The sequence below is a fragment of the Mucilaginibacter sp. genome (assembly GCF_965200995.1).
Lineage (GTDB): Bacteria > Bacteroidota > Bacteroidia > Sphingobacteriales > Sphingobacteriaceae > Mucilaginibacter.
Genome location: NZ_OZ241743.1, coordinates 847,147 through 869,334 on the forward strand (window position 1 = coordinate 847,147; position 22,188 = coordinate 869,334).

Here is a 22,188-nt window from a genome sequence, read left to right on the forward strand (position 1 = left end):
TGGCTATGATTGTAGTCTTGATTCTTGGCTCTTGATTCTTGCTTCTATCCTAATGTACCTCACTAAAACGCCCTGGCTGCTTAAAGCCCTGTATCCGCAATTGCTATGGAACAAGCCACGTAACCGGCATACCTTATATTTAACGTTTGATGACGGCCCTATACCTGAAGTAACGCCCTTTGTGCTGGATACCTTACAACGCTACCAGGCAAAGGCCACTTTTTTTTGCATTGGCGATAATGTGCAAAAACACCCGGAAATATTTGCACAGGTACAGGCGGCAGGCCATGTCATAGGTAATCACACCTTTAATCATTTGAAAGGCTGGGCAACAGGTAACCAAGTATATACCGACAATTACAAACAGGCCGATACCTTATTGAACACGCCATTGTTCCGCCCGCCTTACGGGCGCATTAAGCGCAGCCAGATCAAGCTGCTAAAGCAGGTACGGCCGGATATTAGTATTGTAATGTGGGATGTGTTGAGCGGTGATTTTGATGTAAACCTTGACCCTGAAAAGTGCCTGAAGCAGACGCTGAAGCATGCGGAGAATGGATCAGTAGTCGTGTTTCATGACAGTATGAAGGCATTTCCAAGATTGAAGTATGTGTTACCGAAGGCTTTAGAGCTGTGGCAGAAAAAAGGGTATGAGTTTAAAACACTATAGCTTCAGTATCATCTTCAGGTCAATTTGTAAGGGCAATACTAAAAAGGCGATAAATATATGTTTAAACATGTAACTTGTCTAAAATTAAATATATCATGTCAAAAATTCTGAGTATTATTTCAAGCCCGCGGGGCGGGGCTTCAAACAGCATTAAGTTAGCTAATGCTATCATAGAGAAACTGAAAGAAAAAGATCCGGCAGCCACTGTTCAGGTGAAAGACCTGACCAAAGGCCCATTCCCACATTTGGAGGAAGCACATTTGAATGCTTTTTTCACACCGGCTGACCAGCACACCGATGAAAACAAAGCGGCTATCAAACATTCCAATGAAGCTATTCAGGAAATTATGGATGCGGATATTATTGTTATTGGTGCGCCAATGTACAATTTTTCCATTCCATCTACTTTAAAAGCCTGGATTGATCACATTTGCCGGGCAGGAATTACATTTAAGTACACCGAAAATGGCCCCCAGGGGTTAATAACCGGCAAAAAGGTATATATAGCCATAACAACGGGAGGCGTATACAGCGAAGGCCCTTATAAATCTGCAGATTTTGTTGCACCCTACTTAAAAACGCTATTTGGCTTTATAGGTATGACAGACGTTACCATTGTTAGGGCAGAAGGCTTTTCTGTTCCAGACCTGCAAGCTGATGCTTTAAACAAGGGAATTGAAAGTATTTCAATTTAAGCCGGTACAGCTTCTATAAGCTAAAGGGAACTATCACCAGGTAGTTCCCTTTATTTTTGCAATAATAATGTTCAGGCCAGATGTGCCGCCAGTTGCCGCCAGCTTTCTGTTCGTTGGTTGATACCTGCCATATCACTTATTAAAGTATAAACATCGGCAGGACTTCGCCCCATCTCATGCAGATGCTTTACGGAGGTTGAACCGGAGGACTTTGATAATTTTAATCCGCCGGTATCTTTTAACAATGGGTGATGATGGAATTGTACCTGCTGAAAGGCTTCTAACTTCAACACCTGAGCTAAATATTGCTGCGCCAGAGTAGAAGGCCACAAATCCTGTCCGCGCACAATTAAATTTACGCCGAAATATACATCATCCACCAATGAGCTTAACTGATAGGCCGGAAAGCCGTCTTTCTTTCTCACTACCATATATTGAACTCCGGGTGGCAGCGTCGCTGCAATTGCGCCTGAATAATAGTCATGCACGGTTAAACGATCTGTTCCTTGCGTATGTAACCGCCAACTGGCACCGGGGGTATCTAAACTGATTTGCTTATCTGCACAGGTACCGGGGTATACATCGCTTCCGGTTATACGGCGCACCTGTGCCCGTGAGCAGGTACAGGCAAATACTTGTCCGCTTTCGCGCAACTGCAACAGTGCCGCCTCATATAAGGCCATGCGGTGCAGTTGCGACCATTCCGCTTCAAATTCCCTTGCACTGCGTGGCCCCATTTGCCAGGGGATATCTAAAAATCTTAGTGTATTGAAAACATCCTGTACATATAACGGATTTACCCGCTCCCTATCCATGTCATCAATCCGCAGCAAAATAGTTGCGCCTACCTTTTCAGCCAGTATTGCCGTTGTTACAAACGACAATATATTACCTAAATGCAGGTAACCGCTGGGTGTTGGCGCAATACGGGTAAGCATAGTTATGAGATGACTAAGCTACTAACGGTTTTTGAATTTTACTTTTTTACTATTGAATTACCCAACCTATTTAGAACGTATCCAAATAGCAATCCTACAAACCTATGCCCCCGTTTCAGTGTTAAATTTTGTACATTCGCCGCGTTGGGCAAATAATATGTCTATACCTCCGATTGTTCACTTTTTTACCTAAAAATCAATACAATGGCTTTTGATTTAGATATGATTAAAAAGGTTTACGACCGTTTTGCCAGCCGCATTGAGGCTGCCCGTAAAACAACAGGTAAACCATTAACCTTAACCGAAAAAATTTTATACGCCCACCTTTCTGCCGGTGATGCCCAGCAAGCTTACCAGCGTGGTACAGACTATGTAGACTTTGCACCCGACCGTGTGGCCATGCAGGATGCAACGGCACAAATGGCGCTGCTGCAATTTATGCAGGCAGGCCGCCCGCAGGTTGCTGTACCTTCTACTGTGCACTGTGATCACCTCATTCAGGCCAAAGTGGGTGCGGTTGAGGATTTACACACCGCCGTTGATACGAATAAAGAGGTTTATGATTTCCTTTCTTCTGTTTCCGATAAATATGGTATCGGTTTCTGGAAACCGGGTGCGGGTATTATCCACCAGGTAGTGCTGGAAAATTACGCATTTCCCGGCGGTATGATGATCGGTACCGACTCGCATACCCCTAACGCCGGCGGCTTAGGCATGATTGCCATTGGCGTTGGCGGGGCTGATGCCTGCGACGTAATGGCCGGCCTGCCCTGGGAACTTAAATTTCCAAAACTGATTGGCGTACACCTGACCGGTAAACTTTCGGGCTGGACCTCAGCAAAAGATGTAATATTGAAAGTTGCCGGTGTTTTAACTGTAAAAGGCGGTACCGGCGCTATTGTTGAATATTTTGGCGAAGGTGCCCGTTCGCTTTCGGCTACCGGTAAAGGTACCATCTGTAACATGGGTGCCGAAATTGGTGCAACCACCTCTATTTTTGGCTATGATGAAAAGGCAGGCGCTTACCTGCGTGGTACCAAGCGCGAAGATATTGCCGGTTTAGCTGATGCCATTCAGCACCACTTAACCGGCGATGATGAGGTTTACGCCAATCCTGAGCAATATTTTGATCAGGTAATTGAAATCAACCTGAGCGATTTAGAGCCGCATGTAAACGGCCCGTTCACACCGGATCTGGCCTGGCCTATTTCTAAATTTGCTACCGCAGTTAAAGAGAACGGCTGGCCCGAAACCTTAGAGGTGGGGTTGATTGGCTCCTGCACCAATTCTTCTTATGAGGACATTACCCGCGCAGCTTCTATTGCCAAGCAGGCTATCGATAAAAATTTAAAAGCGAAAGCGGAGTATACCATTACTCCCGGTTCTGAACAGGTGCGTTTTACTGTTGACCGTGATGGTTACTTAAACACGTTTACTCAAATGGGGGGTGTGGTGCTGGCAAATGCCTGCGGCCCTTGTATCGGCCAGTGGAGCCGCCATACAACTGACCCAACCCGGAAAAACTCAATTATTACTTCCTTCAACCGTAATTTTGCCAAACGGCAGGATGGTAACCCGAATACGCATGCATTCGTGGCTTCGCCAGAGATTGTTACCGCGTTTGCCATCGCCGGCGATTTAACTTTTAATCCGCTTACCGATACGCTGACCAACGAAAAGGGCGAGCAGGTAAAATTGGATGAGCCGGTAGGCATTGAGTTACCGGTAAAAGGTTTTGATGTAGACGATGCCGGCTACCAGGCCCCAGCCGAAGATGGCAGCCAGGTAACCGTACAGGTTGACCCTAACTCTTCGCGCCTGCAACTGTTAGCTCCGTTCCCGGCTTGGGAAGGTACCGACATCACCAACCTGAAGTTGCTGATTAAGGCCCGTGGTAAATGTACTACAGACCACATCTCGATGGCCGGCCCATGGTTAAAGTTCCGCGGCCATTTGGATAACATCTCCAACAATATGCTGATCGGCGCTATCAACTATTTTAACAACACGGCTGATTGCGTAAAGAACGAACTGACCGGCGAATACGGCCCTGTACCGGCTACCCAGCGCGATTACAAGGCGCAAGGCATCGGCTCTGTTGTAGTAGGCGATGAAAACTATGGTGAAGGTTCATCACGCGAGCATGCAGCGATGGAGCCACGCCATTTGGGCGTGCGTGCCATCCTGGTAAAATCGTTTGCCCGTATACACGAAACCAACCTGAAAAAGCAAGGCATGTTAGGTATTACCTTTGATAATGTAGCCGATTATGACAAGGTGCTGGAAGATGATGTGATTGATATTACCGGTTTAACCGAGTTTACCCCCGGCAAGCAGTTAACTGTGGTATTACACCATGCCGATGGCACCGAGGAATCCTTTCCGGTTAACCATACTTATAACGCGCAGCAAATTGAGTGGTTTAAAGCCGGTGGCGCTTTAAATATCATACGTAGACAGCAGGCGCAGTAATATTTTTATTCCTTTGTTAAGAAAGCCTTTACAGCTACTGTAAAGGCTTTCTTATTATATGTCATCGTTGTGATTATGGAGAATAGCTTTATTACTGTTTATAGATTAGTTGTGCAAGGCGCTTTTGTGCAGTTGGGTCAAAAACTAAATATGGAGGTTTCTTGCCATTAAGTTCATATATAAAAGGAACTTCTTGTAGTTTTTGTGCCTCCTCCTCAACGCTTGTTGCCATCATCAAAACTTTATTGCTCTTACTTATTAACTGCCAGTTAGCCACACGGAAGTTATCGGGAGATATCTGCCTGAAATTTCTGCCTGTCCTGTCTGATACAAATAAATAAGCAGCATCTTTATCAGTTAGCTTTGTATCCTTATCGGTATCATCTATTACAATATCATAGAATATAAATCCACTGCTTTGAACAGCATTACCATTGGTATAATTATCAGACGAAGAAGGCCCAGTACGATACGATTTGATCAGCATTTTACGCGTAGAGTCCAGTACATGGTACTCTCCATTGTTTGTATTGTAAAAAACGATATTCTGACAAGTAATTGCAGGCTCGCGCTTTCCTCCATACTCATTTTCACCGTTATCTTTTTGATTGGCTTGTAATAGATACATAACATACGCAGAACTATCCACCTGTACCGGCGCACTAAAAATAAGCGGAGGAGACTTTAACGTACCTGCCCCATTTTTTTTCAAAGACATATCTTTGTTAGAATTATCATGGTTAGGTTGATAACAACCAGTGAATAAAAAAATTCCGATGAGTAAGTAGATCAACTTGTACATATATTTATAATTAAGTTTTTTATTAGAGAATAAAACTATCGCTTTTTTACTTTCTTCAGCACCAGCAAACTCTGTGCATTACGCCCAAAACCGCTGATGTTATTCTGATACAGATTCACTAACTTATCATAATACAGCACTACCACAGGCGATTGCTGCATCATTAGCTGATCCATTTGATTGTACAGTTCATATCGCTTGCTGTTATCAGCTATGTGATAGGCCTGCTCAAACAGGACATCAAATTTCGGATTATTATAACCAGTATAGTTAGGGCCAAAAGGTATCTTGTTTTTAGAATAAAACAGCGACAGGTAATTCTCCGCATCCGGATAATCGGCCACCCATGAGCCTCTGAAAAAGCTCACTCCATTCTTGGCAATCAACTCACGCAGGCTGGCGCCCTGTACCACTTCTACCCGTGTACGGATGCCGGCCTGGTTGAGCTGACCTTGTACATATTCAATCAGGTCGCGGTAGGTAGTGGTGGTGCTCAACAATATTTCGGGCAGGTTTTTACCATGCGGAAAGCCGGCTTCGGCTAATAGTTGCTGCGCTTTTACCGGGTTATAACTGTACCCTTTTACTGCAACGGCGTTAAACCCCGGCATCCCTTCGGGAATAAAGCCGCTGGTGCCCGGCGTACCAATACTGTTGCGCAGGTATTTAATCAGTTGGTTACGGTCAATGGCATAATTGATAGCCTGCCTTACTTTAAGCTGCCGCAATGGCGAATGCTTTACTATAGACAAATTGCTATCCACCAATATACCCATATATTCTGTATTCAGATACGGGCCGATGATAAGTTGAAATTTGCCTTTATGCTTTTGCGTAATACGGCCACTTTTGGTTAAGATATCATCACGGTAGCTGCCGTCAATACTGTTGAAATAATCCAGTTTACCCTTAATAAATTCCATGAAGGCGGTTTGCTTGTCGCTGATAAAGGTGGCGCGTACCGCATCCAGATAAGGCAGTGCATGTCCGCCGGCATCTTTTTCCCAGTAATGCTTATTTTTGAGCAGCACCAATACCTCCCCTTCCTTCCAGTATTTGAATTGGAAAGGGCCGGTGCCTACCGGATGATTGCGAAAATCCTTTCCGTAATGCGCTACCACCTCATGCGGCACCACCGAACAATACTGCGCCGTAAGCAGGCTGAGCAAGGGTGGAAAAGGTTGCTTCAGCCGGATTTGAAAGGTGCTGTCATCAACCGCCCTGAATGCCTGTTTACCGGCTACCTTATCACTAAAAATCCAGGAACCTGAACTGGCTACCTTAGGGTCGATGAGCCGGCCAAAACTGTAAGCAAAGTCGCCGGCAGTTACCCTGCGGCCCTTGCCTTGCGGGAACAGCGCATCATCATGAAAATACACATCACCACGTAAATAAAAAGTGTAAGTTAAGCCATCGGCCGATAGCTGCCAGCTTTTGGCAATGGCGGGGTGATTATGCAGGCTATCGTCAATCTGCACCAAGCCGTTATAAAGCTGGTTATCTATCCAAAGGGCATTCTTATTACGGGCAAAGGCGGGGTCCATCGAGGTTAGGCCCTCATCCATGTTGAAATTGAAAATGGTTTTGCCCCGGTCGGTATTGCTGGGGCGGCAGGCGGCCAGTGTACAAAGCAACAGAAATACAATATAAATTCGGCCCTGCTTCATCAGCCTAAAGATGGGATTAATTTTTATCTGTTGCCGCTTCATTAATCTGTCATTTCGACCATAGGGAGAAATCTCCTGTTGCAGGTCAGTCGCCTGAAGAAGATTTCTCCCTTCGGTCGAAATGACAGGAGAAAGAGTTACTCGCTGATATCCGTAATACCGGAAATCTTACCGCCATCAAACGTAAACACCGAAGTGCCGCTGAGTTGCAGCAGATCGCCCTGCTTTAAGCCGTTGGGTAAGTCGGCCGCTACTACGGCCTGGTAGTCTACCGCAACTTCGGTATGCGCAGCCTCATGCCGGCAGGCTGTTACCGTTTGCTTGCGCTGGTTAAAAAAAGCGGTGGCCTGTATGGCCTGCTGTTTAAATGCTTCCAACCCCTGCAGGTGCATATCTGTTACGCCGTTGGTAATGTTTTTAAACTCCATGCTGTTCTTCAGGCCGGCCATCATCCCGTCAATATCAAAATTATTATAGGCTTCAATGTAGGCCTGTATCAGCTGCTCGCGCTTCTTGTATCCGGTCATGCTTTTCGAGGTGAAGTCCCGAAAGTAACTATTTTCAATTATTTTGGTCTAATTTAAAATGTTTGCTGGGCTCAATCGTCTACCCCATTAAACAGATACGATTTGAACGCTGCCGTAATGCCCCAGGCTCAACCACCTTCACTGCTCGAAACCATCAAAAAGTATGGAAGTGGGTTGCTGCGCTTTATCCGCAGCAAGGTAAAAACCGATGCTGATGCCGAAGACATACTGCAGGATGTTTGGTACCAGCTGAGCGCCGTAGTAAACGCCGCACCCATTGAGCAAACCGGCGCCTGGCTGTACACCGTGGCCCGCAACAAAATTACCGACCGCTATAAAAAGAAGCACGAGTTTTTGCTGGAGGATATGGCTGCCGCCGATGAAGACGACGAAGAGGCGCAGGAAATAACAACCTTGCTGCTTACCGAGGCTGCTACGCCAGAAACGGAGTACCTGCGCAACCTGTTCTGGCAGGAGCTGTTTACTGCCTTAGACGAGTTGCCGCCCGAGCAAAAGGCTGCCTTTACAGCGCAGGAGCTGGAAGGTAAAAGTTTCAAGGAACTGGCCGAACAAACCGGCGAGCCGGTGCAAACCTGGGTAAGCCGCAAATACTATGCGGTACTGTACCTGCGCAGGCGTTTAAGGCAACTGTATGATGAATTGATGTACGATTAACCCAACACACATGAAAAAATTATTTTTTAAACGACGTTTTGTATTTATGCCTTTTATAGCTGTTGCCTTTGCGGCATTGATCAGCTTTGCCGTTATGCAGCTGTGGAACGGCCTGATGCCCGATATTTTCCATTTGGGCACCATTACCTACTGGCAGGCGCTTGGCCTGCTGGCGCTTAGTAAGCTGCTGTTTGGCTTTGGCGGACGGGGCCGTTTTGGCGGCGGCGCTCCCTGGGGCCGCGCCCGTATGCAGGAGCGCTTTGCCCACCTGAGCGATGAAGAACGCGAAGCCTTTAAGGCCCGCATGAAAGGCCGCTGCGGCCGCGGCTGGCGAGATTTTACCGAACCCGCATCCGAAAAGCAACCTACCCCTTAATTACCCGTTTTATATTTAGCAGCAAAGCCGGTTGGCTATTCGCAGTTGCGGATGGTGACCGGCTTTTGTTTTATTGTGTTTGAAGGCTTGCCCTCACTGCAATTAACAACTTTTAACTAATATCTTGTATATTTATGGTACTAATTATAAAACGTTGGTGATAACTTAGATTTTAAATAAATGAAAGACGTTAAGCAATATATAGAACTCATCATGGCTGCTACTATACCACTGGCATTGTTACTCATAATGTTTAGAACGGTTTATAGGAATAAAGGTATTGGAGCAAGAACAGTTCAATTCGTATCTATACTAAGCCTCATACCAGCAATAATAATATTAGCAATAGAGGAAATATTAAAGGGAGAGACTGTTGCAACCTTACTTGGTGGATTAGCGGGTTATGTTTTATCTGGAGTTGGCGGTTATGACGGAGGTGACAATGACAAAGGTAATTCAGGTAAGAAGAATGTGTCACCTCCTCCCACAAACAAATCATCTTGATTATTAATATCTGCTTTAAATAAACGCTAATAGCCTGGAATTCAACAATTCATATTTATGAACTCCGACACTAAGTTTTATAATAATTTAGAAGAAATGTTATTGGCCGGTGAAACTATGAGTAAATTTAAATATATACATAATGTGCTTCGTAAAGACTATGTAACATTACTAAATTTAACAGAAGCTAATATGAATAGCATAGAAAGCTTTAATGCCCTCTATAGAGCAAGCTTAAGAAGCTTTTTCTCTTTACTTGAAGCAGATATTTTTGGATTAAATAGTTTAGATAATTATCAAGGTTATAATGATAAGGATAAATTAATTCCAAAATTTAAAAAGACTTATAAGCAAATAGCGAAAACATGGAATAAACAAACAGTACAAGAGCAATACTTCGCTTCTAAAATTCAGAAATTATTAGATATAAAAATAAAACGTGACGAACTTGTTCACCCTAAAGAATATAATCATTTACACGAAGCAAGTACTCAAGCATTTGAAGAACTTAAAGCGGTTTTTCGGGACTATGACAATTTCATAAACGAATTGATGAGTAATTTCTTCGTGGGAACGAATTTGAACATTGACTGGAATAACATTTAAAATACCGTAATTCTAACTTACGCCCGTTTATAATATGCCGCTTCACGCTATCCAGCTTTTGCAACACCATTTTTACTTGCGCTCGTTTATAACGAGCGCTTCATTCTGTCTGGCGTTTGCAACGCCACTCTACACTCTACTCAAAATCAACTTCTACATCCGGCTTCCAAAGTACCGTTTTAAAGTTGTGTATTTTGTCGCCGGTTACCGTCACGCCTTCTTCAGCCAGCAACTGCGCCCGCGTCTCAATGCCGGAGGTATCCCCTGTAAGTCGCCCCTGGCTGCTCACCACCCGCCAGTAAGGTACGGGCGGCTGCACGCCATGTATCAGCCCCATGGCGTAACCTACCTTGCGCGACCAGTTGCCCCGGCCTAAAAATTTCGCAATAGCCCCATAAGAGGTAACTTTACCCGGCGGGATAAGCCGGACGACTTCGAATACGTGGTTATTGAAACTGGAATCTGCTGCCATAATAACTAAATTTATGAAGTTCGTCATTGCGAGGTACGAAGCAATCCTCAGCTGTGCAGATCAACTTGCAAGGTCGCTCTATGTGCTGAGGATTGCTTCATACCTCGCAATGACGTGATGTTTATTACTTGTTTAACCGCTCCTTCAAAAACTGGCCGGTATAGCTTTTCTTCACTTTTACCAAATCCTGGGGTACGCCTTCAAACACGAGGTTGCCGCCTTTGTCGCCGCCTTCGGGGCCAATATCAATCACCCAGTCGGCACTTTTGATCACATCCATATTGTGCTCAATCACCACAATGGTGTTGCCCTGCTCCAGCAGCGCATCAAAGGATTTCAGCAGCTTTTTAATATCGGCAAAGTGCAGGCCGGTGGTGGGCTCGTCGAAGATGAACAGCGTTTTGTTGGCATTATTCCCTTTCACCAGGAACGAAGCCAGCTTGATGCGCTGCGCCTCACCGCCCGATAAGGTGTTGGAGGATTGGCCTAACTGCACATAACCCAAGCCTACTTCCTGCAATGGCTTAATGCGGTTGGCAATTTTAGGCTCGTTCACAAAAAACTCCAGTGCCTCGTCAATGGTCATACCTAAGATGTCAGCTACGTTTTTGTCCTGATAGGTTACATCCAGAATATGCTGCTTAAAACGCCGTCCGTTGCAGGCCTCGCAGGGCAAAAAGATGTCGGCCATAAACTGCATTTCAATCTTTACCTCGCCCTCGCCCTGGCACACATCGCAGCGGCCACCCTCTACGTTAAAAGAGAATGCGGATGGCTTCAGCCCGGCTGCCTTTGATGCCGGCTGGGCGGCAAACAGGTTACGCACCTCATCCCAGGCCTTTACATAGGTAACCGGGTTAGAGCGCGACGAACGGCCAATGGGGTTCTGGTCCACCATTTCAATCTGCTCCACTTTGGCAATATCACCTTCGATAGCATCGTACTGGCCGGTAATTTCGCCCGAGTAATTGCCCATGGCCTTTTGCAGGGCAGGGTGTAAAATGCGCTTCACCAAACTGGTTTTCCCTGAACCGGATACGCCGGTAACCACGGTGAATACGCCTAACGGAAACTTAACGTCGATATTTTTGAGGTTGTTTTCGCGGGCGCCTTTAATCAGCACATAATCGCTCCACTTGCGGTGCTGGGCGGGTACGGCAATTTCTTCCTTACCGCTCAGGTAACGGCCGGTTAAGCTATCCTCGTCCTTAATAATTTCATCATAGGTGCCGGCAAATATCAGTTCGCCGCCATGCGTACCGGCTTCGGGGCCAATATCAATGAGGTGATCGGCCGCCTGCATAATTTCTTCTTCGTGCTCTACTACCAATACCGTATTACCCACATCGCGCAGCGATTTCAACACCGTTATCAATCGCTGGGTATCGCGCGGGTGCAAACCGATGCTTGGCTCATCCAGCACATATACCGAACCTACCAGGCTGCTGCCTAACGAGGTAGCCAGGTTGATGCGCTGCGATTCGCCGCCCGATAGGGTATTGGATAAGCGGTTCAGCGTTAAGTAACCCAAACCTACATCATTTAAAAAATTAAGGCGGCTGCTCACTTCCATCAGCAGGCGGCGGGCTATTTTTTCATCATGCGCATCCAGTTTCAAGTTTTTGAAAAAAGCATGAGCCGTATCCAAGGGCATCAGCACTACATCCGTAATCGATTTATCCTGAATCTTTACATACGTAGCATCGGGCCGCAGGCGGCTGCCCCGGCATTCGGGGCAGGTGGTTTTGCCACGATAGCGCGACAGGATCACCCGGTACTGTATTTTATACGTCTGCTCCTCTACCTCCTTAAAAAAGGCATCAATACCACGAAAATATTTGTTGCCGGTCCACAATAGCTTGCGGTCCTTTTCGCTCAGCTGGCTGTAAGGCTTATGGATGGGAAAGTTAAACTTATCGCTCTGGCGGATGAGTTGCTGGTTCCACTCGCTCATCTTCTCGCCGCGCCAGGGCGCAATGGCACTGTCAAAAATAGATTTGCTCTTGTCTGGCACCACCAGATCTTCATCAATCCCGATGATCTTGCCGTAACCCTCGCAACGCGGGCAGGCCCCGTAAGGATTGTTAAAGCTAAAGAAGTTAGGCGTAGGCTCCTCGAAGCGGATACCGTCCAGCTCAAAGCGGTCGCAAAAAAAGGCTTCGGTTTCATTTTCTGCTTCCGGACTGGTATAGCGTACAAAGCAATCGCCCCGGCCTTCAAAAAAGGCGGTCTGGGCCGAATCAGCCGCGCGGCTCAGCGTTTCTTCCTCCCCGTTCTTGGTAATACGGTCAATCACAATGCGCACGGTATCGCCACTGGCCAGCGAGTCGGTACCGATGCTTTCATTTTCCAGCAAGGTTTCAATGCGGGATAGGGCCTGGTTGTACTCTACCCGTACAAAGCCCTTTTGCAGCAATACCGCCAGTTCTTCCTTCAAACTACGGTTATTGTGCGGATGCAGCGGACAGAGGATGGTGACCTGTGTATCATCGGGCAGGCCCTGCACAAAGTTAACCACATCGGTTACCGTATCGCGCTTTACCTGCTTGCCCGATACCGGCGAAATGGTTTTGCCGATGCGCGAGAACAGCAGCTTCAGGTAATCATATATCTCGGTAGAAGTGCCTACGGTAGAACGCGGATTGGAGGTAATTACCTTTTGCTCAATAGCAATAGCCGGGGCAATACCGCGTATGTAATCTACATCGGGTTTGTTCATGCGGCCTAAAAACTGGCGGGCGTAGGAGGACAAGCTTTCCACATAGCGCCGCTGGCCTTCGGCATACAGCGTATCAAATGCCAGCGAGGACTTGCCGGAGCCCGACATGCCGGTGATGACCACCAGCTTATTCTTCGGGATAGAGACATCGAGGTTTTTTAAATTGTGTACCCGTGCACCTTTAATTATAATATGTTGTTGCGGATCTTGCTCTGCCTGATTAACCATTAGTGTGTATTAAGTTCGTTGTTCGCGGCCGTAATCTATACAAAACAGTTAAACCCGTTTTAGTTCGCTTTAGTGCAAACTATTCATTACCAACTACTCACCCGGATTGCAAATTTCCTAAAATATTTAGCAATAAGCAACTATTTATAGCTATATTAGCGTATGGTTATGGATCTGTTGCACTACTGCCTTAAACGTTATATTTGTGGTTTAACATTAAACTTAAGGCCATTTACTTTAGTCTTACATACAATAGCAGAATAATATTTTACAAAATGCCCTTTTGACAAAACTCAATAATATCATTGTCAGTCAATTGTTAGGGTATCAGATAATTTTGTTAAATATTTGTTTGAAAAAGTTTTTTTTACTTTATTTGAGATACTATTAATTTAAAAGCCAAAAGGAGAACCCCTTATTGATTAGAAATTTACTTTAAAACGTTTATTGTTTCCAAATTATTAGATTTTTAAAGTAGTTCTATGGATTTTCAATTGAAAAGCGACCAGGATTTAATCCATCAATACATTGGCGGCAACGAGGGCGGGTTGGTTGAACTCATACGCCGTTACCAATCAAAAATTTACACTTCTATCTATTTACTGGTAAAGGATGAATACCTGGCCGAAGATATTTTTCAGGATACCTTCATTAAGGTAATTAACACCCTTAAAGCCGGTAAATACAACGAGGAAGGCAAGTTTCTGCCCTGGGTGAGCCGTATAGCACATAACCTGGTGATTGACCATTTCAGACGAGAGAAGCGTACGCCATTAGTTAGCGGCGGTGATGACTTTGACATTTTCGAGGTGCTGGGTAATTATGATGAAAGTACTGAAGACCGCATGGTGCGCGAGCAAACCCACCGCGACTTAAAGGGGCTGATTCACCTGCTACCAGCCGAGCAGAAAGAAGTTTTGATTATGCGCCATTTTGGTAACATGAGCTTTAAAGAGATTGCAGATGTTACCGATGTAAGTATCAATACCGCCTTGGGCCGTATGCGTTACGCACTTAACAACCTGCGTAAAATGATGCAGACCAAAGAACTCAGCTTAAAAAATTAGTGATGGATATGTGCAAAAAAATATTTTAAAATTTAAAAAATATTTACAACCTGCTTGCGTTTATGAGTAAACAAATTATTCAAACACGCTTATGGATGAAACTTCTACTACTATTTTAAAGGCCATCACTAACATAGCCGACGTGAAAGGATTAGACACCATTGAAACCCTGAATGCGGACGAAACCGTATTCTACTACTCGCTCAGAACTGAGCTTGACCGGCTGCAAATGCAGCCCAAGGCGGAAACAGTGGATCGCATCCTGAAGCACTCGAAAAGCTTGCGTTAATGATGTTTTAAGAGCTTCGTGAATACACGAAGCTCTTCTTATATTTGCCCCATGCTGAAAAAGGAGCGCTACCGCTTATTGGTTGATTATTTTTCCACACATCAACCCAACCCGGTTACCGAACTGCATTACAGCAACCCTTTCGAACTGCTGGTAGCCGTTATCCTCTCGGCACAGTGCACCGATAAGCGCATTAACCAGATTACCCCGGCCTTATTTGCCCGCTATCCTGATGTACAGGCGCTGGCCCAGGCTACTTCCGACGAGATTTTTACCTACATCCGCAGCGTAAGTTACCCCAACAATAAAGCCAAGCACCTGGCCGGCATGGCCCGTATGCTATTGCATGATTTTAACGGCGAAGTGCCCAGTGATTTAAATGAGCTGCAGAAACTGCCCGGCGTAGGCCGCAAAACCGCTAATGTAATTGCCTCGGTAGTATACGATGCCCCGGCGATAGCCGTAGATACGCACGTATTCAGGGTGGCTAACCGAATTGGCTTAACCACCAATGCCCGTACCCCACTGGCCGTAGAACTGCAGCTGATGGAATATTTGCCCAAAGAAACGCTGGGCATGGCACATCACTGGCTTATTCTGCATGGCCGGTACATTTGCGTGGCCCGCACGCCAAAGTGCGAGATTTGCCCGCTTACGCACTTCTGCAAATATTATGAGCGCATTACCTCAGAAAATTATTTGCTGAGACAGGAAGTGCTGAAAGCCAAAAAGGTAAAGGAAGCGCAGAAGAAGAAACAACTGGATGCGATTGCCAGAGAATTGAAAAAGCGAAGTATAAGACAATAAATACAAGGCGGTTACTTTCTATATAGAACCAAAAAGGGCTGGTATTTGAATACCAGCCCTTTGGCTATTAACAGTTACGGTTAAACAGCTTTTATTAATTACAGACGATCTGACTTGTCTTTATCATCAAACTTTTCTGCTTCAACTTCGGTACTGCGCACCGTATCACGGATGGTTTCTTCTTTTTCCTCTACATCCTTGCTGATGCTCACTTCTTCTACCACACGCGCTTCTTTACTTACCACGGGTACTTCCGCATGTTCGGTAAGTTCGATTTCACCTTCTTTAAAGGTATCAAAATCAGAAGTTGAGGCAGGGCGGTCAACCGCTGTACGTTCCACAGTTACGTGCTCCTCTTTAAGGTTCACTGTTTCCTGCACCGGGCGTTCTACCAGCCGGCTGGTAATACGGGCGCCGCCGGTTTCTACTTCGCGCTTGCCAACTTCCAGGTTTTCTTCAATTATTTTAATTGAATCATCACCGGTGGTATCGGTTGCTGTTGTATTACGCGGGCTATAGAATTTATCTTCGTCAAAATGTTCGTGATGATAAAAATCATTTCCTTCAATTGCGGCTGCACCTGCAACACCTGCTGCACCTAATCCGGCAAATACATTACGTACAGTATGCTCCGTTTCGGGTGTTAAGCTGCCTGCTTCGTAAGGCGGCAAATTACTTAGTTGCTCAGCGGTAACATTAGGAAGTATTACGTCATCATCATTTTCGTGCAGCTCAGCTACGCCAATAGGTACCAATACCTTACGTTCGTCTTCCAGGTCTAAATCATTATCATCAAAGTCTACTACCAGGTAACGCACCTTACGCGCCTCAGCATCGAACAATAATTCATCAACCTCTCCTATTTTATGCCCCTCGCTGTCTTTTACATCCCAGCCCTTAATATCCGGTTCGCCCGGCACTATCTCGTAATTGCTGCCACCCAGTTCTTCCAGGCGGGTATATGCATTTTCATTTGAAGCCATTGCTTAATTTCTTTAAAAGTTTTAAAAATCAGTTTACTTACTCTGCGCTACCATTCGGAAAAGCGACAATGGAAACATTGCGGTTTTGCTGTCTGCCACTGGCAGTAGCATTGCTGGCTACCGGTTTTGACTCGCCTAAAGAACGTACGGTTATTTTGGTAGAGTCGATACCGTTTTTAGCTAACCAGCCTTTTACAGCTTCGGCACGCTCGGCGCCTAACTGCTTGTTATGCCCTGCTGTACCGGTAGAATCCGTGCTGCCGTATACACCAATGCTGGCACCTTTGAAGCGTTTGTTCAAAGAACCGATTACCTGCTTAAGCTTTGCCTCACCACTGCTTTGCACAGTGTTTTTATCGGTAGCAAACAATATATTTTCGCCCAGAGTATAAATGGTATACTTATCATTACCGCTAACTGCAATATCCGGGTCTGTTACATCCTGATCTGCCGATTTTGGCGAATTAAAATCTACATTGTTCCAATCCGGTTCTGTAGCTGCAATAGCTGGTTTGCCGGAGGCGCTGCTGTCAGTAGTTACAGTGCTGGTGGAGTCAGTTGTTGAAACTGCACCCTTTTTAGTGTTACATCCTTTAAATAAGAAAAATAAGATTGCCAATGCAACCAGCGCCAGTAAAAGCCAAAGCCACCACGGGTTTGAGCGTTTAGGACGTACATCTAATTCTGCCATGTTGTTAAGTGATTAAGTGTTGAAATTTGTATTGATTAAAAAAATAAACCAGGCAGTAAGTTTTGCCTTGCTACCTGGTTTAATAATATTGGTTTTATAATTTGTCTGATGTGGTATCAGTGTCAGTGCCTGAGGTATAGGTGCTGTCTTTTCCTGTGATGTTTTCTGTATCCACTTCTGTATGGCGTACAGTATCCCTTATGGTTTCCTCACGTTCAGCAACTTCCTTGTTCAGGCTTACTTCTTCTACTACGCGTGCTTCTTTAGCTACTACTGCTCTTTCGGCATGCTCTGTTACCTCTACTGTACCTTCTTTAAAACCTGCAAAATCAGCTTCTGTTGCCGGGCGGTTTACAGCGGTACGCTCTATGTTTACATGCTCCTCGCGCAGGCGGATGCTTTCTTCAACCGGGCGTTCTACTATACGGCTGCGTAAACGTACACCGCCGGTTTCTACTTCGCGCTTACCTACCTGTAATTCTTCTTCAATTACATCAATCTTACCGCTGTTGGCAGCACCGGTGCGGCCTTCGTTCTGGTAAGAAGATTCGTTTACATCAATGGCACCATACTGATCCAGGATTTCAACCGCCTGCATTGCCTGCTCAGATGTCCGGGCATGAACGGTAACAATGGTACCCTTACGGCCGGCTTCGGTATATTTCGAGCGTACGTTCTCATCGTCATCGCTGGTAAACAAATTGCTGAAAAAGCTGCCAATGCGATCACCGGTATCGCCGGTTGACGATGCAGTGCCATCCTGAGTAGCAATATCAACGTCTTCGCTGTTAAATCCGTTGCTGCTTAAATATTGCTTTGCTTCCTGTGCTTCGCTGGTATAATTAAATACACCAATTACTGTGTGTGACATAATTGTTAAATTAAATTGTTGTTGTATTAGATGATTTATTAAAATTATTTTTTGAATTAAAGTCCAGTAGCCCGGTTAACAGTTACTTCTTCTTTTCGCAGGGTTTCGTTAACTGTAGCGGTAGTTTCGGTACGGTGCCTGGTAATGTGCACTTCCTCAACCAGCAGCAGGCGCTTCACCAGCACTTCCTGCACAACGGAGATGATTGTGGTATCACCTTCCTGGCGCACGCCGGGCGGAGGCGTATCTATATACAGGTTTACAGGCTTCTTTGTTACAATTACTTCTTCCTGTATTACAGGTACATCAACAGAAACGTTCTCTGTACTTACTGTTTTTGCTACCCTGACCTTGCCTGTTTCAATTTGCTGCTTATCTACATGCATCTCCTCCTGTACAACCGGTATTACTGATTGTGGTTCAATCTGCATATGCTGCTCACCACCTGGCCGGCCATCTGTTGATGTTGTAAATATTTTCCAGTTTTCCATTACAATATTTGCCTAAATACTTACTGTTTATAGGTCAGCAAGAGATAGTATGATATAAAGGCAAGAAATAATGTAAAGTTTTAATTAAAATAATTTAATTACTTATTTGAAAGCCTTACCCCATTCGTTTTTATCTAAATTTATATCAGTAATTATATATATACAGCTGGTTAGTTGAATAACCTTCAGTGTTCAGAAGACCAGAAAATGCATGGAAATATACAACTAAAAGCTCTAAAAAGTGTAAACCCTGTCTTTTTGCAAAACATTGAATATCAACGTATTAAATGATATAAATTTTAAATTATGTAAACTTTGGGTTTACACTTTACAGAGTGGATAAGGAAGATACATCAGCCCTATCCGGAAGGCAGGAATACCGCTCGTTCTACCCGTACTTTTGACTTATGTACCGGTGCTGCCCGCAGGGCGCAGAGATCAGTTTAGGATGATGCAAATGCAGTTATTCCAGCTTAAAAAGCCTTCCGAACACTTATAGCTCAATAATCAAAGCGTACTATCGGGCAGTCTTAGAACATTTACCTAAGACAGAAAACCAAATTGCAGCGGGTTGTTTTATATGAGCATCAGGATTAAAATAGATTTCTTTTCAACAAAGAACAGCCCGGTGCCGATAGCACCGGGCTGCCTGAGCAGAACCCAATAAGTTGTTGACCCCTTCATTCGCCTCCCGGAGGCGGGCCGCCAAAGCCGCCGCCCGGAGGCCCGCCCCCCGGAGGAGGGCCGTCGCCGGGACCGGGACGCTTGCCGGCAAATTTTTGCAACCGCAGTGTAAAGCTCAGCAAGGCATAACGGCCTAAACGATTGGTTTGCGTTTGCGTAACGTAACTACCGCTTGAGGTATTGGTAAAGCCGGTATTTTGATTAAACAAATCAAATGCCGACAGGCGGATGGTTGCCGCTTTGCTTTTTAAGAACCGGCGCTCTACATAGGCATTTAAAATGTTGGGATTAGTAGCACCCTGGTAACCCTTGTAAATGGTTTTAGTATAATCGTAGCTCAGGGTCCAATCCTTCCACACGTAATTCTTACCGTTAAGCCCTAAATTGATGGTTTGAAAAGTGTTGTTTACATTGGGCTGTGCCACCGAATTACTAGTATGGCTTAAGCTGTAACTGGCATTAAACTCCTCATAAATTACATCGGTAATATCCAGCCGGAACCTTACGCCCTGCGTTAACATCAGGTTTTTGGCAATATTTCTTTCTTCGGTTAAATTATAGGTATTTGCCGCTACGCTGCTGATGTAGGAGATATTATTGGCATAGGTGGCATTACCGTTAAAAGCCAGCCGGTATTTGCGCTGGGCAAATGGCTTTTCAAACACGTAGAAGGCAGAACCGCTGTAGAAGCCGTTGGTATTTCGGTAACGGGTAAGTATCTTGTTACTCAGCAAAGTATCAGGCGCATATACCCCCTGATAGGTGATGGTGTTGGCTACAATCTTATTGCTGGTTTGCGTGAACGACAAGTTGGCAAACAGGATATTACCGCTTTGAAAATCGAACTTATTATAACGTATGGATAAGTTGTTGTTAAATTCAGGCTTCAACGCAGGGTTGCCGATAGTTGGATATTGCACATTTGAAAAATCATAAACCGGCTGAAGTTCTGAGTAAGTAGGCTGACTGCTGGCACCGCTGAAGTTGGCAGTAAGCGCCTGGCCGCGGGCTATGTTGTAAACAAACCTTGCTGTAGGTGCAATGTTAAAAGTGTTTTGATGATACCTGTTCCCGCTGTTCAGATCAGTTACGTCCAGCTGAGCGGGCTGGGCAGCAATACCTAACAGGTAGTTATACTTTTTATCAATGAAACGATAATTCAGGCCAAATCGGTTAGTTGTAAATGCGTAGTTGATGTCGTTGCTAAAATCTGCATTCAGGACGAATGCGTTGCTGCTGTTTAACACATTCGTTTCCTTGTCAGCAGTGGTATAATCATGATGCAAAGTATAATTGGCTTCCAGATATGATTTTTTACTAAGCGGTTCAATAAAGGAAAAGCCGGCACTTACACTATCTTGCTTTACATGCGTATTAATCTGCTGGTTAGCCGGTGCATCTCCTTTGCCAATGGTATAATTATATATGGGGTTTTGATATTGCGTAAGTTTGGTGGTACCAGCGCTGGCGGCAACACTAAAATTACGCCCCTTACTGCTAAACCGGTGGTTGTACAACACACTCAGGCCGTAATTTGGGGTTGAGCTTGTTGTAACCGAATTTAAGTTATAGGCATTGCGTACTGTATCATTACGGCTCAGGCTGCTCGTACTGCTAAGCTGGGTGTTTAAGCCGGTATAAGTAATGGTCGGAATAATTTTTACATAGTTTACCGTATCCGGCTTCCATTCAATATTAAAATTAAAGCGGTGATTTTTCCGTTCATCAGTTTGGTTGTTACTCAAATTGTTGATGATGGGGCTGTTTAATGCAGCGTTTTGAGAATTGTTGGCTGTATTATTGGTTTGTACAATATTGCTTAGCGTAAACACCGAATTATCGGCAAAGCTATAGCTGCCATAAGCGGTAATGTGCTTACCCCAGCTGTCGCGGTAATTAAAGCCCAGGGCACGGGCCGTAGTAATGCCATTGGCGTTAGAAGTAGTACCCACACCCGGCGGCGGCCCGCCCGGCCCGCCGCCGCGAGGGCCACCGCCGCCAAAGGTAAACAGGTTGGTATTGGTATTATTCAGGTTACCCAAAAATGCCAGCTGCTGATCGCCGTTAAAACGGAAGGCATTAGCAGAGGCCACATAACGGTTACTTTGATTGGATACCGTTGAAGGCTGCAGATCGTGCCCATCGCCTACGGTGGCCTGCCCGAAATAGCCTTTGTTACGATCCTGCCTGATGGTAATGTTCAGCACCTTTTCGGCCTCGCCCGATTTGATGCCGGTAATGTTGGCCTGATCGCCGTAGTCATCAATAATCTGCACATTCTGCACCGCATCGGCAGGCAGGTTTTGGGTAGCAGTTTTTAAATCGCCGCCAAAAAAGTCTTTACCATTTACCCTTACTTTGGTTACGCTTTTACCCTGAGCGGTTACATTGCCGTCTTTATCCACATCAATGCCCGGCATTTTGCGCAGCATTTCTTCCACTACCGCCCCCTGGCGCACCTTGTAGGCACCGGCGCTATATTCTACCGTATCTTCTTTAACTTTTACCGGGGTAACGGCCGTAATGGTTACTCCCTGTAATAAGGTAGATGATGCTTTTAAAATAATCGTTCCTAACGCTACCGGTTTGGTATCCTCGCCGGCAATTACCCGCCTGCGCAGCGTTTGGTAACCGATAGATTGCACCACCAGCGTAAACTGTGCTGCATTAATGTTGTGTAGTGTAAAACCACCATCAAGGCTGGTAGCAGTCAGGGTACTGTCTTTGCCGTAAATCAACTTTACGGTTGAGCCCGGCAGGGTAGCGCCGGCAGAGTCTTTAACTGTACCGGTAACCTCGTGCCTTGTTTGGGCATAAGTAAACGTAGCAGCAAAAATTAGTAACAATGTACAATAAATAGCTTTCATCAGATTTTAGTGCTTTGGAAACAGCACAAAAGAAAGCACAGGGCAACAAAGCTAAAAACACAATAGACCGGGCGCTTTAGCCAGTAG

General features: G+C 45.3%; 21 protein-coding genes. 10 read left to right on the forward strand and 11 right to left on the reverse strand.

Annotation, left to right across the window (positions count from 1 at the left end):
- Positions 1–52: 52 nt before the first annotated feature.
- Positions 53–670: a polysaccharide deacetylase family protein gene (locus ACY652_RS04105; RefSeq protein ID WP_462266720.1), complete on the forward strand. Its 618-nt coding sequence runs from the start codon at positions 53–55 to the stop codon at positions 668–670.
- Between the two features lie 95 nt (positions 671–765).
- A complete protein-coding gene (locus tag ACY652_RS04110) occupies positions 766–1,365 on the forward strand; it encodes an FMN-dependent NADH-azoreductase (RefSeq protein WP_462266721.1) in 600 nt (199 codons plus the stop codon).
- A gap of 71 nt (positions 1,366–1,436) precedes the next feature.
- On the opposite strand, the gene ACY652_RS04115 is transcribed toward ACY652_RS04110, so the two are convergent.
- The gene (locus ACY652_RS04115; protein ID WP_462266722.1) at positions 1,437–2,303 is read right to left on the reverse strand and encodes a glutamate--tRNA ligase family protein; all 867 of its coding nucleotides are present in this window, start codon (positions 2,301–2,303) and stop codon (positions 1,437–1,439) included.
- Positions 2,304–2,507: 204 nt separating this feature from the next.
- On the opposite strand from ACY652_RS04115, the gene ACY652_RS04120 reads away from it, so the two are divergent.
- Positions 2,508–4,775 carry an aconitate hydratase gene (locus ACY652_RS04120; RefSeq protein ID WP_462266724.1) on the forward strand — a complete coding sequence of 756 codons (2,268 nt, stop codon included), beginning with the start codon at positions 2,508–2,510 and terminating at the stop codon, positions 4,773–4,775.
- Positions 4,776–4,866: 91 nt separating this feature from the next.
- Here the strand turns inward: ACY652_RS04120 and ACY652_RS04125 are convergent, their stop codons facing one another.
- The 3 genes from ACY652_RS04125 to ACY652_RS04135 form a co-directional block, all read right to left on the reverse strand.
- Positions 4,867–5,493: a hypothetical protein gene (locus ACY652_RS04125; protein ID WP_462266725.1), complete on the reverse strand. Its 627-nt coding sequence runs from the start codon at positions 5,491–5,493 to the stop codon at positions 4,867–4,869.
- 119 nt (positions 5,494–5,612) lie between these two features.
- Entirely contained in the window at positions 5,613–7,244 is a 1,632-nt protein-coding gene (locus ACY652_RS04130) for an ABC transporter substrate-binding protein (RefSeq protein WP_462266726.1), read from the reverse strand.
- Between the two features lie 137 nt (positions 7,245–7,381).
- Positions 7,382–7,771: a nuclear transport factor 2 family protein gene (locus tag ACY652_RS04135; protein WP_462266727.1), complete on the reverse strand. Its 390-nt coding sequence runs from the start codon at positions 7,769–7,771 to the stop codon at positions 7,382–7,384.
- A 117-nt stretch (positions 7,772–7,888) separates the two neighbouring features.
- On the opposite strand from ACY652_RS04135, the gene ACY652_RS04140 reads away from it, so the two are divergent.
- From ACY652_RS04140 to ACY652_RS04155, 4 genes are all read left to right on the forward strand, one after another.
- Positions 7,889–8,446: an RNA polymerase sigma factor gene (locus tag ACY652_RS04140; protein ID WP_462266728.1), complete on the forward strand. Its 558-nt coding sequence runs from the start codon at positions 7,889–7,891 to the stop codon at positions 8,444–8,446.
- Positions 8,447–8,456: 10 nt separating this feature from the next.
- Positions 8,457–8,822, forward strand: coding sequence for a hypothetical protein (locus ACY652_RS04145; protein WP_462266729.1), 366 nt, complete (start codon positions 8,457–8,459; stop codon positions 8,820–8,822).
- 180 nt (positions 8,823–9,002) lie between these two features.
- Positions 9,003–9,326 (forward strand): hypothetical protein, encoded by a 324-nt coding sequence (locus ACY652_RS04150; protein WP_462266731.1) that lies wholly within the window; start codon positions 9,003–9,005, stop codon positions 9,324–9,326.
- Positions 9,327–9,383: 57 nt separating this feature from the next.
- On the forward strand, positions 9,384–9,932 hold the full coding sequence (locus tag ACY652_RS04155) for a hypothetical protein (protein ID WP_462266732.1): 549 nt from the start codon (positions 9,384–9,386) through the stop codon (positions 9,930–9,932).
- Between the two features lie 136 nt (positions 9,933–10,068).
- Here the strand turns inward: ACY652_RS04155 and ACY652_RS04160 are convergent, their stop codons facing one another.
- Positions 10,069–10,404, reverse strand: coding sequence for an MGMT family protein (locus ACY652_RS04160; protein ID WP_462266733.1), 336 nt, complete (start codon positions 10,402–10,404; stop codon positions 10,069–10,071).
- 124 nt (positions 10,405–10,528) lie between these two features.
- A complete protein-coding gene (uvrA, locus tag ACY652_RS04165; RefSeq protein WP_462266734.1) occupies positions 10,529–13,351 on the reverse strand; it encodes an excinuclease ABC subunit UvrA in 2,823 nt (940 codons plus the stop codon).
- Between the two features lie 482 nt (positions 13,352–13,833).
- Here uvrA and ACY652_RS04170 point away from each other — a divergent pair, with 482 nt between their 5' ends.
- The 3 genes from ACY652_RS04170 to nth all read left to right on the forward strand — a co-directional run bounded on the left by ACY652_RS04170 (position 13,834) and on the right by nth (position 15,514).
- A complete protein-coding gene (locus ACY652_RS04170; RefSeq protein WP_462266735.1) occupies positions 13,834–14,418 on the forward strand; it encodes an RNA polymerase sigma factor in 585 nt (194 codons plus the stop codon).
- 91 nt (positions 14,419–14,509) lie between these two features.
- A complete protein-coding gene (locus tag ACY652_RS04175; protein WP_462266736.1) occupies positions 14,510–14,707 on the forward strand; it encodes a hypothetical protein in 198 nt (65 codons plus the stop codon).
- Between the two features lie 51 nt (positions 14,708–14,758).
- Complete coding sequence (nth, locus tag ACY652_RS04180; protein ID WP_462266738.1) at positions 14,759–15,514, forward strand: endonuclease III; 756 nt, start codon at positions 14,759–14,761, stop codon at positions 15,512–15,514.
- 98 nt (positions 15,515–15,612) lie between these two features.
- Here the strand turns inward: nth and ACY652_RS04185 are convergent, their stop codons facing one another.
- The 5 genes from ACY652_RS04185 to ACY652_RS04205 all read right to left on the reverse strand — a co-directional run bounded on the left by ACY652_RS04185 (position 15,613) and on the right by ACY652_RS04205 (position 22,101).
- Positions 15,613–16,497: a DUF2382 domain-containing protein gene (locus ACY652_RS04185; protein ID WP_462266739.1), complete on the reverse strand. Its 885-nt coding sequence runs from the start codon at positions 16,495–16,497 to the stop codon at positions 15,613–15,615.
- Positions 16,498–16,534: 37 nt separating this feature from the next.
- Positions 16,535–17,188 carry an OmpA family protein gene (locus tag ACY652_RS04190; protein ID WP_462266740.1) on the reverse strand — a complete coding sequence of 218 codons (654 nt, stop codon included), beginning with the start codon at positions 17,186–17,188 and terminating at the stop codon, positions 16,535–16,537.
- A gap of 94 nt (positions 17,189–17,282) precedes the next feature.
- On the reverse strand, positions 17,283–18,059 hold the full coding sequence (locus tag ACY652_RS04195) for a DUF2382 domain-containing protein (protein ID WP_462266741.1): 777 nt from the start codon (positions 18,057–18,059) through the stop codon (positions 17,283–17,285).
- Positions 18,060–18,115: 56 nt separating this feature from the next.
- Positions 18,116–18,550, reverse strand: coding sequence for a YsnF/AvaK domain-containing protein (locus ACY652_RS04200; protein WP_462266742.1), 435 nt, complete (start codon positions 18,548–18,550; stop codon positions 18,116–18,118).
- A 680-nt stretch (positions 18,551–19,230) separates the two neighbouring features.
- Complete coding sequence (locus tag ACY652_RS04205; protein WP_462266743.1) at positions 19,231–22,101, reverse strand: outer membrane beta-barrel protein; 2,871 nt, start codon at positions 22,099–22,101, stop codon at positions 19,231–19,233.
- Positions 22,102–22,188 lie beyond the last annotated feature (87 nt).

Coding starts and splice junctions, on each gene's coding strand:
- ACY652_RS04125 (WP_462266725.1), bottom strand. CDS start 5,493: ATGTCTTTGAAAAAAAATGGGGCAGGTACGTTAAAGTCTCCTCCGCTT.
- ACY652_RS04115 (WP_462266722.1), bottom strand. CDS start 2,303: ATGCTTACCCGTATTGCGCCAACACCCAGCGGTTACCTGCATTTAGGT.
- ACY652_RS04150 (WP_462266731.1), top strand. CDS start 9,003: ATGAAAGACGTTAAGCAATATATAGAACTCATCATGGCTGCTACTATA.
- ACY652_RS04135 (WP_462266727.1), bottom strand. CDS start 7,771: ATGACCGGATACAAGAAGCGCGAGCAGCTGATACAGGCCTACATTGAA.
- ACY652_RS04185 (WP_462266739.1), bottom strand. CDS start 16,497: ATGGCTTCAAATGAAAATGCATATACCCGCCTGGAAGAACTGGGTGGC.
- ACY652_RS04130 (WP_462266726.1), bottom strand. CDS start 7,244: ATGAAGCAGGGCCGAATTTATATTGTATTTCTGTTGCTTTGTACACTG.
- ACY652_RS04195 (WP_462266741.1), bottom strand. CDS start 18,059: ATGTCACACACAGTAATTGGTGTATTTAATTATACCAGCGAAGCACAG.
- ACY652_RS04160 (WP_462266733.1), bottom strand. CDS start 10,404: ATGGCAGCAGATTCCAGTTTCAATAACCACGTATTCGAAGTCGTCCGG.
- ACY652_RS04190 (WP_462266740.1), bottom strand. CDS start 17,188: ATGGCAGAATTAGATGTACGTCCTAAACGCTCAAACCCGTGGTGGCTT.
- ACY652_RS04200 (WP_462266742.1), bottom strand. CDS start 18,550: ATGGAAAACTGGAAAATATTTACAACATCAACAGATGGCCGGCCAGGT.
- ACY652_RS04145 (WP_462266729.1), top strand. CDS start 8,457: ATGAAAAAATTATTTTTTAAACGACGTTTTGTATTTATGCCTTTTATA.
- ACY652_RS04105 (WP_462266720.1), top strand. CDS start 53: ATGTACCTCACTAAAACGCCCTGGCTGCTTAAAGCCCTGTATCCGCAA.
- ACY652_RS04120 (WP_462266724.1), top strand. CDS start 2,508: ATGGCTTTTGATTTAGATATGATTAAAAAGGTTTACGACCGTTTTGCC.
- uvrA (WP_462266734.1), bottom strand. CDS start 13,351: ATGGTTAATCAGGCAGAGCAAGATCCGCAACAACATATTATAATTAAA.
- ACY652_RS04140 (WP_462266728.1), top strand. CDS start 7,889: ATGCCCCAGGCTCAACCACCTTCACTGCTCGAAACCATCAAAAAGTAT.
- nth (WP_462266738.1), top strand. CDS start 14,759: ATGCTGAAAAAGGAGCGCTACCGCTTATTGGTTGATTATTTTTCCACA.
- ACY652_RS04155 (WP_462266732.1), top strand. CDS start 9,384: ATGAACTCCGACACTAAGTTTTATAATAATTTAGAAGAAATGTTATTG.
- ACY652_RS04175 (WP_462266736.1), top strand. CDS start 14,510: ATGGATGAAACTTCTACTACTATTTTAAAGGCCATCACTAACATAGCC.
- ACY652_RS04110 (WP_462266721.1), top strand. CDS start 766: ATGTCAAAAATTCTGAGTATTATTTCAAGCCCGCGGGGCGGGGCTTCA.
- ACY652_RS04205 (WP_462266743.1), bottom strand. CDS start 22,101: ATGAAAGCTATTTATTGTACATTGTTACTAATTTTTGCTGCTACGTTT.
- ACY652_RS04170 (WP_462266735.1), top strand. CDS start 13,834: ATGGATTTTCAATTGAAAAGCGACCAGGATTTAATCCATCAATACATT.